Below are 12,023 nucleotides of genomic sequence, written 5' to 3'. Positions count from 1 at the left end.
CGGGAGGAAGCGCTCGGGAGGTTCAGAAAACGTTGGGTGTCGTGGTCAGCGGCGCTGCGTTGGCGATCATGCGGACGGAACGCGCCTTGTGCACGCCGGACTGGGCGGCGATGACGCGCAGGCACTCCGCGCTCTCGGCGCCCCAGGCCTGACCCTGGCAGGCAAAATCGATTTCCGGCTCCGGCAGCCGGGCGGTCTTGATGGTGGTCGGCGCGCCCTGGACAACATTGGCCGGCGGGTTGAGCGAAGCAAAAGCCGGACCGGAAGCCGGTGTCAGGAACATGACGGCCAGAGCGCAGGCGCCCAGCATGGAGAACATCGCAACCGGATGGTCGCTGGCGCGCTGACGCAGTGCCAGTTTGGCGCGTCGTTCGTTGCTAGTGATCTCGACTTTCGTATGCATTGCTGCTCCCCTTCGTTTTCTTATGAAACGAACCTAAGCGCGCCTGGTAACGGGCGAATGATGCGCTTGGCTTGCCCGCGTAACAGGTTTGAAACAAGAAATTCGGGCATATCCGGACAGATCCGGTCATGTGCCGACGGCAAGATGCGTTTGCGAAGCTGTTTCATCCGGGCAATCAAATGTTGACGACAGGCGGGCCGCGAACGCACCAAGCCCGCTTCCTGTCGGCCGCACTATGAACAAGCTCACACTGCGGATCGAATTTGCGGACGCCAGGTATTTTCGTCTCGGAGCGGGCCGTGTTTGCAAGCTCGGCACGGCCAAATCCGCATGCCGGACAGCTATTTCACGCCCCCGGTTAACGCCCGGATATTCCGGGATTTTCTGGCTTTCAGCTGGTCCTGTTGTGCCGACTTGAAAAGTTGTGATTCCTACAAGCCATTGCATTTCAATGTAAAATATGGTTTTATTGAATGAGTATTCAATAAAAGAAGAGCTTTTTTATGAACCCGCATCTCCGTGACGTGGCGATCCCCAATGATTGGGACCGGCGGGGTCTGCCGGGCTGGAGTTATCACTCCGACGCGCTTCTCGAACTTGAGAAGGAATACGTCTTCCGCAACCATTGGCAGATCGCCGGCCATGTCTGCGACGTGCCGAATGCCGGCGACTATCTGACTATGGACGTGGTCGGCGAGCGGGCGCTCATCGTGCGCGGCAAGGACGGCGTCGTGCGCGCCTTCAACAACATGTGCCGGCATCGCGGCAGCCGCGTCGTCGCCGACAGCCAGGGCACCTGCAAGAACGCGCTGGTCTGCCCGTTCCATGGCTGGGTCTACAATCTCGACGGCACGCTGCGCGGCGCCGCCCGGCCGCGCTCCTTCCCCGAGCTCGACAAGACCGAATTCGGCCTGATGCCGCTCGACCTTGAGATATGGATGGGCTTCATCTTTGTCCGCTTTCGCAAGGGCGGCCCGCAGCCTTCGGTGGCCGAACTGTTGAAGCCGATCGAGGCCGAGATGGCACACTACAACGTGGCCGAGATGGTGCCGTCCTGGGGCATCTGGACACAGAAAACGCCGGTCAACTGGAAGTCGGTGCGCGACGTCGACAATGAAGGCTACCACGTCGCCATGGCGCATCCGGCGCTGCAGGATCTCTACGGCTCGACCTATTTCGACGAGCCGTTCATCAACGGCGTGTCGCGCTCGTTTGCCACCTACAATCCGCATGCCGGCCGGCGCTGGAGCGTGCGCGAATACATCAAGCTCACGCCCGATGCCTCACACCTGCCGGAGCATCTGCGCAGGGCCTGGATCTATTACGGCATCTTCCCCAACAACGCGCTGTCGATCATGCCGGAATCGGTGCAGTTCTATCAGGAGTTCCCGCTGTCGACCGGCGAGACGCTGCTGCGCGGCGCCATCTACCGCTACCCCGACGAGACCCGGGAACAGGCGGCCGCCCGCTATCTCGCCTACCGCATCGACCGCGATACCATGAACGAGGACGTGCAGCTTTCCGTCTGGTCAAACGAGTCCATGATCTCGGAGGCCTTCGAGGGTTTTTATCTCTCCGACCTCGAATACGGTGTGCGCACCCACCACGACCATCTGCGCAAGCAGATCCCGGTGCTGGGCCTGGAGACGGCGCCGGAGGAGAAGGACATGTGGAACCTCAATGAGGCTATGCGCTCGCAGGTGTAGGGGCGGAACTGCCAGTCACCCCTGCCACACGCCCTCTTTGCGCAGATCGTCCATGGTCCGCGAAATGCCTTCGCGCAGGATCGCCACCATGTCGTCGATCTGCTCTCGCGTGATGATCAGCGGCGGCGACATCACGCACATGTTGATCAGCGGCCGGACCAGGAGGCCGAGTTCGTGGCAATGCGCGTCGATGCGCTTGCCGACATCCTTGTCGAGCTGCAGCGGATCCTTGCTTTCGCGGTCGGCTACGCACTCGACGCAGCCCATCAGGCCCATGCCGCGGACTTCGCCAACCAGCGGCAGTTCCTCCAGCGTCTTCAACTGCGCCTGGAAATAGGGCGCGACATCGCGCGTGTGGGCCAGCACGCTGTCTTCCAGGATATCGAGGTTCTTCAGCGCCACCGCGCAGCCGATGGGATGACTGGTATAGGTCAGGCCATGGCCGAACATCGCATCGGGATGGTTGGAACGGCGCATTTCCTGAAGCAGCCGCTCCGAGATGATGACGCCGCCAAGCGGGAAATAGCCTGATGTAACGCCCTTGGCGAAGGTGATCATGTCGGGGTCGATGCCGAAGCCATCGCCGGAGGCAAAGACATGGCCGAGCCGCCCGAAGCCGGTCACCACCTCATCGGAGATATAGAGGATATCGTTGTCCCTGCAGATTTCGCGAATGCGCTTGAGATAGCCATCCGGCGGCACGACGACGCCGCCGGATGCCTGCACCGGTTCGCCGACGAAAGCACCGATCTTCTCTGCGCCGACGCGGGCGACCGCATCGCGAAACTGATCGACCAGGAAATCGCAGAAGGCGGCGATGTCAATGCCTTTCGGCCGCCGGAACGGGTCTGGCGAGGACAGTTTGACGACCAGATCGTCGGCGCCGTCCATCCAGTCGCGGTCGCGCGGCCGGCCGTTGAGCGAGGCCGACAGATAGGTCGAGCCGTGATAGGCGCCGCCGCGGCTGAGGATCAGCTTCTTTTCCGGCCGCCCGCGCACATTGTTGTAGAACTGCATGAAGCGCAGTGCCGTCTCGACAGCCGACGATCCGCCGGTGGTGAAGAAGGTATGGCTGAGATCGCCCGGCGCATGATCGGCGAGGCGCTTGGCGAGCTCGGCCGACGGCGCATTCATCGTATACCAGGGCGTGTTGTAGGACAGCATCATCGCCTGGTCGTACATCACCCTGGCCAGCTCCTCGCGGCGGTGGCCGACATTGATGCACCACATGCCGGCCGGCCCGTCGATCAGTCGCTTGCCTGTTACATCGGTGATGTAGATGCCATCGCCCTCGCCGATCAGCGCACGCGCTTCATTGCCGACCGAGCCGGCATAAGGCCAGGGCTGGATGAGATGGCGCTTGGCCAGCTCGACCGCATCGCCACCGTCAGCCATTTCCATCGCTCTTAGGTCTCTTGCAGCCGCCATCATTGCCTCGCATCGTCTGAGCGTAATTTCACCGGACAGAAAGCGAAGCGCCAAGGGCAGGAAAGCCGGCTTTCTTCACTTCATTTTGAATGTCCGTTCAATCAATATTACAGAAATAGCGCTTGATTTCAATGCACGGATGCGCTCATGATGAAAGAAAGCCGGCAAGCTTGGAGCGCAACCAGCAAAGCGCGCTCCGCAAAAATTGGGAACAGGCAGCCGGCCCGGTCAATGGGAGCATCATGGCGGAACAGTTCGAGCCAGCAACCGAGATCACGCCCGGGTCGCTGCAATGACGGTAGCTGCCGAAGGGGTGCCCACGCGACGCATGACGCGAGCAAGGCGAAACGCCCTTCTGCAGTCCGAATCCGTCCAGGGCCTTGCCCTGATCAGCCCGACCTTGGTCTACGCTTTGATCCTGCTGCTGGTGCCGATCCTGGTGGTCTTCGCCCACTCCTTCTGGACGCAGAACTACCTCACCATCGACCATACATTCACGCTGGAGAATTATCGCATCGCGCTGACCGAGCCGATCTACCGCGATCTTCTGTGGCGCTCGCTCTACATTTCCCTGACGGTGAGCTTTTTCACCGTCATCCTCGCCTATCCGATCGCCTATTTCATCTCGTTCCATGGCGGTCGCCACAAGAGCCTGTGGCTGTTCCTGATTACCATCCCGTTCTGGACCAGCTATCTCCTGCGCGTGATGTCATGGAAAGTCATCCTCGGCTATAATGGCGTGCTGAATTCCGGCCTGATGGGCCTCGGCATCATCGACGAACCATCGACCGCGCTACTCTACAATTCCAGCGCCGTCATCATCACGCTCACACACGCCTGGGCGGCCTTCGCCATCCTGCCGATCTTCGTTTCGCTCGAGAAGGTCGACCGCACCTTGGTCGAGGCTGCCACCGATCTTGGCGACGGCCCGCTGCGCTCCTTCCTGCGCGTGACGCTGCCGCTGTCGGCGCCGGGCGTCATCTCGGCCGCTCTCATCGTCATGATCCCCACCGTCGGCGACTACGTCACCCCAAGGCTGGTCGGCGGCAAGGATGGCGTGATGATCGCCAATGCCATCGAGTCGCAGTTCCATAAGGCCTCCAACTGGCCACTCGGCGCGGCATTGTCCGTGACCACCATGCTGGTCGTGACGCTGATGGCGGGCGCCACCGTGCTCATCATCCGCGCGCTGCAGAGGCTGGCGCGATGACGGCGAGGCGGCGCCTTTTTCCCGGCGGCTGGCTGTCCGCCTACGCCTTCCTCTACGTCGTCTTTCTCTATCTGCCGGTGATCTTCCTGCCGATCTTCTCGATCAACACCACGCCGACGCCAAAATTTCCTCTCACCGGCTATACGCTGAAATGGTACCAAGACCTGCCGAAGACGCCGGCGCTGCTTGACGCCGCCTGGAACAGCCTGATCGTCGGTATCTCGGCATCGGTGCTGGCGACGCTGCTCGGCATCCTCGCCGCCCGCTCGATCACCCGCTACCGCTATCCCGGCCGCCGCACAATCAATGGCCTGATCATGGCGCCGCTGGTGCTGCCGGAAATCATCCTCGCCATCTCCATGCTGCTGGTCATGCTGCAGTTAGGCCTGAGCCTGTCGCTGTTCACCGTCGTGCTCGGCCATGTCCTGATCTGCATTCCCTATTCGATGACGGTGCTGACCGCCGGTTTCGAGGGCTTTGACCGCAGCCTCGAAGAAGCCTCCGCCGATCTCGGCGAGAGTGCCTTCGGCACCTTCCGGCGGGTGACGCTACCGATGGTGGCGCCGGCGATCATTTCCAGCCTCCTGGTCTGCTTCACCATCTCGCTCGACGAGTTCGTCATCGCTTTCTTCCTGACCGGCACCGAGACGACGCTGCCGATCTATATCTGGGGCCAGTTGCGCTTTGCCGCCAAGCTGCCGGGTGTGTTGGCGCTGGGCACGCTGCTGCTGGTTGCCTCTTTCGTTTTGATGACCGTTGCCGAGATCCTGCGCCGCCATGCGGCCAGACGCACCCAGAGCGAGGGAGGCCTCTATGCCTGAGCAGTCCCGGGCCGAACGGCCTCAGGATGAGCCATCCAAGCAAGATAATTCCGAGCGGGCCCAATCTGATCGACCCCAAACCGACCGGGCAATGATCGAAATCCGCAGCGTTACCCGCAGCTATGGGGCGTTCAAGGCGCTCGACGACGCCTCGCTGACCATCAAGGAGGGCGAGTTCTTTTCGCTGCTCGGCCCTTCCGGCTGCGGCAAGACCACGCTGCTGCGCATGATTGCCGGTTTCGACAACCCGACCAGCGGCTCGATCTCGGTCGGCGGCCAGTCGATGGAAGGCATCCCGGCCAACCGCCGGCCGACCAACATGGTATTCCAGAGTTATGCCATCTTCCCGCATCTCAATGTCGAGCAGAATGTCGCCTATGGGCTGAAACGGCTCAGGCTGGGAGGAACGGAAGAAAAGCGCCGCGTCGAGGAAGCGCTGGCGCAGGTGTCGCTCACCGGCCTCGGCAAACGCCTCGCCACCGAGCTTTCCGGCGGCCAGCGCCAGCGCGTGGCGCTCGCCCGCGCCTTGGTGATGCGGCCCAAGGTGCTGCTGCTCGACGAGCCGCTGTCGGCTCTCGACAAGAAATTGCGCGAGCAGATGCAGCTCGAACTGCGCCGCCTGCAGCAGGCGGTCGGCATCACCTTCGTGCTGGTCACCCATGACCAGTATGAGGCGCTCGCTATGTCCGACCGCATCGCCGTAATGTTCGGCGGCAAGATCGCCCAGGTCGCCTCGCCCAAGGAAATCTACCAGCGGCCGGTCAACCGCCAGGTCGCCGATTTCCTCGGCGGCATGAATTTCGTAAAAGCGCAGATCGTCGAGGAGAGCAGCGCCTCGCTGGTCGTCGACACGCTGGGCTTCGGCCGGGTCAGGACCGACAAGCCGAAGGCCTTCGTGCGCAATGGCGGCGGCGCCACTCTGGGCATCAGGCCGGAGCGATTGCGCGTGCTGTGGGACAATGCGACGGCGAAATTCGAAGTGGCCGGCAAGGTGGTCGAACGCCACTATTTTGGCGAGATCACCCACCTGATCGTCGAGATACCCGGATTGGAAAAGCCACTGTCGGTCACCGAGACCAACGACTTCGGCGCCGACGATATCCCCGTCGGCACTTCGATCCGCCTCGGCTACGATCCGGAGGCCTTGGTGGCGATGGCGGACTGAGCATGATCCCGAAAAGTGGAAACCGGATTCGGAATAAGATCATGCTCCACTAAGAATTTTAAGTTCCGTCGCGATCTGTTTGGCTGCGATCCGCCCCATCACGATGGCGCCTTCGACATAGCCCGGGAATGACGGCGACAGTTCCGACGATGCGAAATGAACAGGATCTGCGCCGGCACGGATCGTGCGCTCGGCATCCCGTGCCGTCACATCGACAATAAGGTCGCTGTAGGCGCCGCCGCTCCAGCGGTCATCGATCCAGTCCCGCTGGCTGAAATCGATAATATCGGCCGCCTCCGGGCCAAGGGCATCAACGAGCCTTGCCGTGACCTCCGCACGCAACGCCGCGTCCGCGAGCGGACGCCAATGCAAGGCCAGCGGTCCGCCGACGAAGACGACCAGCGCAGCATGTTGCGCATCCTTGCTGGCGTCACAGGCGAACAGGCCCGGCAGGTCGCGCCACATCACCATGCCGCACAGGTCGCGCTTGCGCCAGAACGGCGTGGGATAGCGCACCAGGATCTTGATCACCGCACCGCTTTCCCAGACGCCGAGCGCCTTTGCGAGAGCGGGCGGCAGAGCGGGCGCGAAATCCAGCTTCGCGGCCCTCGCCGGCGGCAGCGCGACCAGCACTCTTCGCGCTTCGATGGCGCTGCCTGCCGAGACGGCACGAACCCCTTGCGGCCCGTGCTCGATGCGCGTAACCGGCTCGTTCAGCCGAACGCTATCGCCGAGATCTCCCGCCATGTCCTCGGCCAGCGACTGCATGGTTTCGAGCAGCGAATATTGCAGCTCGGGCACCTCGTTGGTGATGCGGCGGTCATTGTCGATGAGGTACCACAGCGGCACCTTGTCCATCGCCAGGCACCACAGGCCTTCGATCATCGAGCGGAAAGCCGTCTTGGCGTCAGTGGGATCATGCTGGCATTCGAGCCAGGCGGCAGCGCTCATGCCGGCGATCGAGGGATCGTCCGGCTCGATCGCATTCATCCGCTCGCGGATTGCCATCGCGCCATGATAGGTCCGTTCGGCCTCTTCGACCGACAGCGATGGATGGGTGATGAAATCGCCATTCACATAGGTTTCGACGAAGGCCTTGCCACGGGACGCGGCCAGCGCCGTCACCTCCGGCATGTCTTCGCAGAAAAACTGGCCGCCGCTGTCGATGCGCTCGCCAAGCCCGTTGCGAATAGCCTCGACCCTGCCGCCGACGCGGTCGCGTGCTTCGAGCAGCACGACATCGATGCCGGCCTTTCTCAGCTCAAGCGCAGCCGACAGGCCCGTGAAACCGGCGCCGACGATGACGACATCGGTTCTTTCAGTCCTGTCGCTCAATAGCCGGCCTTGATCTTCTCGAATTCCGTGACCATGCGCTGCTTGAGCTCAGGCGGCACCGGCTGCTGGAACAGCGTCTTGTCCAAAAACTTGTCGAGATTGTCGAAGCCACGGTCGCTCAGCACCTGATGGTCTACCGCGGCCATCCCGGCGCTGTTGCCGTGGCCGTAGCCGAAGGTCTTGACCAAGTAATCGGAAACGGCATGCGCGTTGACCGCACTGAGGAAATCATAGGCCTGATCGAGCTTGCCCGGCGCATCCTTCATCAGCACATAGCCGCACACCCAGGTGGATATGCCTTCCCTGGTGTCGCGGTTCATGGCGATCGGCATGCCTTGGCCCTTGAGCGTCACGAAGGTCTCATTCCAGCCCCAGACGAGGTCGACCTCATTGCCGGTAAAGGCCTGGTTGAGGTCGGTGTCGTCGGTCCAGTAAAAGCGGATGTTCTTGTGGACGTCACGCAGGAACGCGGACGCCTCCTGGAACTGCGCGTCGGTCATCTTGGTCCAGTCCTTGAGGCCGATGACCAGGCTGGCCAGCGCATAGGCGTCATCGACATTGTCGCCGATGGTGACGCGGCCCTTGAATTTGGGATCGGCGAAAATCTTCAGCGACTGCGCTTCCTCCGCCGTGACCTTGTCGGTGCGGTAGAGCAGCGAAGTGTTGCCCCAGTCGAACGGCATGAACCAGGCCTTGCCGTCGGCGGTGACGGCGAGATCCTTCATCGCCATGATGCCGGGATTGAGATCCTGCCAGCCGGCGATCCGGGAGGTGTCGAGCGGCTGCAGAATGCCGGCCGCGCGCCACTTGGTCACGCTTTGCGAGCAGGGGTGGGCGATGTCGGCCTTGAAGCCGGCGCGCATCTTCTGGAACGCTTCCTCCTCGTCGCCGAAGAAAGCAAAGGTCGGCTCGGCGCCGTATTTGGCGGTGTAGTCGGGGTGCAGCAACGGATCCTCATAACCCGACCAGTCGAACACGACGAGGTCTCCGCCGCCTTCGGCATAAGCAAGCACGGCGCCTGCGCCGACCGTAAGGGCGGCAGCAAGAGCAAGGCGGCGAAGCATGGAATTCATGGCGCGAAACTCCTCATCGCGAAAAGCGGCCGGGCGACGTTACGGAATTTCAGCGGCCTTGGCGAGACCGTCTGCCCGGCGCACTGACAGGCAGACGGAGGAAGCCGGACAGAGCTTTAGTACCCCGCCTTGATCTTCTCGAATTCGGCGATCATCTTGAGCTTGAGCGACGACGGCACGGGCGATTGGAACAGGGTCTTGTCGACGAATCTCTGCACATCGTCATAGCCCTTTTCTTTCAGGATCGCCGGGTCGACGCCGGCCATGCCCTTGGCGTTGGCCTGGCCATAACCCCAGTCCTTGACCAGCACCTTGGCGGTCTCGGGATCGTTGATCGCGTTGAGGTAGTCATAGGCCTTGTCGACATTGCCGGGTGCGTCCTTGAACAGCACGTAGCCGCAGACCCAGGTCGAGATGCCTTCGTCCGTATCCTTCTTGGACTTGATCGGCACACCGGCAGCGACGGATTGTACCGTGGCATCGTTCCATGCCCAGGCGAGATCGACCTCGCCGCCGCTCAGCAACTGGACGACGTCCGTGGTATCGGTCCAGTAGGAGCGGACATTCTTGTGCACCTGGCGCAGGAAGTCGGACGCCTGCTTGAACTGGTCGTCCGTCATCTTGGTCCAGTCCTTGAGCCCCATGGCAAGGCTGGCCAGCGCATAGGCGTCGTCGACATTGTCGCCGATCGAGACCCGCCCCTTGAACTTGGGATCGGCGAAGGCCTTCAGCGACTGCACATCCTTCGCGTCGATCTTGTCGGAGTTGTAGGTGAGCTGGGTGTTGCCCCAGTCCCACGGCATGAACCAGGCCTTGCCGTCCGAAGTGGTGGCCAGATCCTTCATCGCCATGATGCCGGGATTGAGATCCTTCCAGCCGGTGATCTTCGAGGTGTCGAGCGGCTGCAGCAGCCCCGCCTCGCGCCACTTTGTCACGCTCTGCGAGCAGGGATGACCAAGATCGGCCTTGAAGCCGGAGCGCACTTTTTCGAAGGCTTCGTCCTCGTCGCCGAAGAAGGCGAAGGTCGGCGAGTCGCCGTTCTTCTCGACATATTTGGGGTGGAAGCTCGGGTCCTCATAGCCGGACCAGTCGAACACGATCAGGTCCTTGTCGGCGGCGACCGCAATCGCCGCGGCCGAACCAGCCAGCGTCGCCGTCAGCGCCAATGTCAGTGTCAGGCGTCGGGCTATTCTTTTCATGCTGTTCCATCCTCTTTGTTTCTGATTGTTCGCTCCGGCTTGGATCCGCCGGTTGTTGTCAACGTCCGCTGTCCGGCGGGTAGTGCTTCGGAAAGGCGGCCGACAGGAATTCGTTTGCCGCCTGTAGCGCGCTTTCACGGGTGACGTCCTCGGTCCCCATCATCAGCCGCAGCCACAAGCCCTCCAGCATGGCGCTGAGCGCCAGCGCCATGCCCTGCGGCTCATAGGCGTAACCACCGCCCTGCTTGAGCGTGGCACAGAGGTCGATGAAGATCTTCTGGTAGGCCGCGTCGCGCGCGCCGCACAGCGCCTGGTAGGTCGGCCGCGACTTGGCCTCGCCCCAGAACGCGCACCACGCCGCGAGCTTGCGCTTGTTGCAGATCGAACGGTCGAAATCGGCGGCGACCAGCGCCCGCAGCTGCCGGGCTGGATCCTCGCCGGCCTTGGTCAGCGCGACGCGCCAATGCGCCGCATATTCGTCGGCCATATAGGCCAGCGTGGCGACGAGCAGCTTCTCCTTGCTCTCGAAATGGAAGTTGACGATGCCGCGCGACAGGCCGGCGCCGTCAGCGACATCGGCCATCGTCGTTTCCGAATAACCGCGCTTGGCCAGCGAATCGATGGTCGCTTCGATCAGCTGCTGTTGCCTGACCTCCTTCGACGCCTTGCGGCCGCGTTTTTCCGGCTCGGTTTTTCCAGACGTGTCGGAGGATCGCTCTTCGCGCGCTGCAGCTTTCATCGGTGCCGTCATGCTCCACATTGCCGGCTATCCCACCACAGCCGGCTTCCACCCGCGAAGATGAGTGGGACGGTGCTCGCCACTGTCAAGCACCTTCTGCATGGCTTCCCAGGTCTTGATGTTCTTGTCGACATAGGCCGCTCCGACCGCGACTGCCGCCGTCTCGTAGAGCGGGCCTTTCAGCCTTTCCAGCTCGCCGCGTGCGACCTCGCGGTACCAAGAATTGCGGTCCTTCACAGTGACATCGGCAAAGCCGGCGCTGCGCATCGCTTGCGCATAGCGTGCCGGCGAGGCCATGGCGAAGGACAGGCCTTCGGCCGCGACATAGGCCTTCATCTCAGATGACGGCTCGCCGTCATGGCCGATCAGCCAGTCGGAGGCGGCAAGGACGCCGCCCGGCTTCAGCACGCGGAAGATTTCCACAAACAGCGCGTCCTTGTCGGACACGTGCACCAGCGCATCCTTGGAGAAGACGACATCGAACGAAGCGTCGGCAAAAGGCAGCGGCCCCGGCGGCGCCTGGACGAAGCTGGCGCGGTCTGAAAGCCCTCGTGCAGCGGCATGCTTTCTGGCCGCCTCGATCACCGGCCGCTCGATGTCGAAGCCGGTGGCATGAGCAGCACCGTGGCGCTCCACCAGATGCAGCGCGATGCCGCCGGAGCCGCAGCCGATGTCGAGGATCGTCTTGCCCCTGAGCGACAGCCCTTCGACCACCCGGTCGACCTCGTCGGGTCCGCCCGGCGACAGATAACCCTCGCCCCACAGCGCCTCGAGGAAGCGGATCGCGGCAGCGTCATATTCCGGCTCGCCATCTGCCGTTTCGATCATCAGACCTTAAGTCCCATCAGCCGAATTGCGCAGGTTCGAATGCCGGCAAAGCGTAGCGTATTAACAGGAAAACGCAATATCATTTGTTGAACATTCATTCAGAATGGCTGGACAGA

11 protein-coding genes are annotated in these 12,023 nt (G+C 62.3%); 4 read left to right on the top strand and 7 right to left on the bottom strand.

Annotated features, from left to right (window positions below; translation table 11 throughout):
* Positions 1-22 precede the first annotated feature (22 nt).
* The gene (locus NKI88_RS19610; protein WP_023670066.1) at positions 23-403 is read right to left on the bottom strand and encodes a hypothetical protein; all 381 of its coding nucleotides are present in this window, start codon (positions 401-403) and stop codon (positions 23-25) included.
* 503 nt (positions 404-906) lie between these two features.
* Between NKI88_RS19610 and NKI88_RS19605 the strand changes: the two genes are divergently transcribed.
* Positions 907-2,109 (top strand): aromatic ring-hydroxylating oxygenase subunit alpha, encoded by a 1,203-nt coding sequence (locus NKI88_RS19605; protein ID WP_023696407.1) that lies wholly within the window; start codon positions 907-909, stop codon positions 2,107-2,109.
* Between the two features lie 15 nt (positions 2,110-2,124).
* On the opposite strand, the gene NKI88_RS19600 is transcribed toward NKI88_RS19605, so the two are convergent.
* On the bottom strand, positions 2,125-3,537 hold the full coding sequence (locus NKI88_RS19600; RefSeq protein WP_023701365.1) for an aminotransferase: 1,413 nt from the start codon (positions 3,535-3,537) through the stop codon (positions 2,125-2,127).
* A gap of 292 nt (positions 3,538-3,829) precedes the next feature.
* Here NKI88_RS19600 and NKI88_RS19595 point away from each other — a divergent pair, with 292 nt between their 5' ends.
* The 3 genes from NKI88_RS19595 to NKI88_RS19585 all read left to right on the top strand — a co-directional run bounded on the left by NKI88_RS19595 (position 3,830) and on the right by NKI88_RS19585 (position 6,733).
* Positions 3,830-4,747, top strand: coding sequence for an ABC transporter permease (locus NKI88_RS19595; protein ID WP_023701363.1), 918 nt, complete (start codon positions 3,830-3,832; stop codon positions 4,745-4,747).
* Positions 4,744-5,568: an ABC transporter permease gene (locus tag NKI88_RS19590; protein ID WP_023745792.1), complete on the top strand. Its 825-nt coding sequence runs from the start codon at positions 4,744-4,746 to the stop codon at positions 5,566-5,568. The genes NKI88_RS19595 and NKI88_RS19590 overlap by 4 nt, the downstream gene beginning before the upstream one ends.
* Before the next feature lie 91 nt (positions 5,569-5,659).
* Positions 5,660-6,733, top strand: a complete 1,074-nt coding sequence (locus NKI88_RS19585; protein WP_352656681.1) for an ABC transporter ATP-binding protein — start codon at positions 5,660-5,662, stop codon at positions 6,731-6,733.
* A gap of 39 nt (positions 6,734-6,772) precedes the next feature.
* On the opposite strand, the gene NKI88_RS19580 is transcribed toward NKI88_RS19585, so the two are convergent.
* From NKI88_RS19580 to NKI88_RS19560, 5 genes are all read right to left on the bottom strand, one after another.
* Positions 6,773-8,068: a flavin monoamine oxidase family protein gene (locus NKI88_RS19580; RefSeq protein ID WP_352656679.1), complete on the bottom strand. Its 1,296-nt coding sequence runs from the start codon at positions 8,066-8,068 to the stop codon at positions 6,773-6,775.
* Entirely contained in the window at positions 8,065-9,141 is a 1,077-nt protein-coding gene (locus NKI88_RS19575) for an extracellular solute-binding protein (RefSeq protein ID WP_023715005.1), read from the bottom strand. The genes NKI88_RS19580 and NKI88_RS19575 overlap by 4 nt, the downstream gene beginning before the upstream one ends.
* 116 nt (positions 9,142-9,257) lie before the next feature.
* Positions 9,258-10,340, bottom strand: coding sequence for an ABC transporter substrate-binding protein (locus tag NKI88_RS19570; protein ID WP_023696413.1), 1,083 nt, complete (start codon positions 10,338-10,340; stop codon positions 9,258-9,260).
* A gap of 58 nt (positions 10,341-10,398) precedes the next feature.
* A complete protein-coding gene (betI, locus tag NKI88_RS19565; protein WP_023715006.1) occupies positions 10,399-11,079 on the bottom strand; it encodes a transcriptional regulator BetI in 681 nt (226 codons plus the stop codon).
* 27 nt (positions 11,080-11,106) lie between these two features.
* Complete coding sequence (locus tag NKI88_RS19560; protein ID WP_023715007.1) at positions 11,107-11,907, bottom strand: class I SAM-dependent methyltransferase; 801 nt, start codon at positions 11,905-11,907, stop codon at positions 11,107-11,109.
* Positions 11,908-12,023 lie beyond the last annotated feature (116 nt).

It is taken from the genome of Mesorhizobium sp. M0317 (assembly GCF_040321555.1).
Lineage (GTDB): Bacteria > Pseudomonadota > Alphaproteobacteria > Rhizobiales > Rhizobiaceae > Mesorhizobium.
This window is presented reverse-complemented; position numbering and strand designations above follow the sequence as displayed.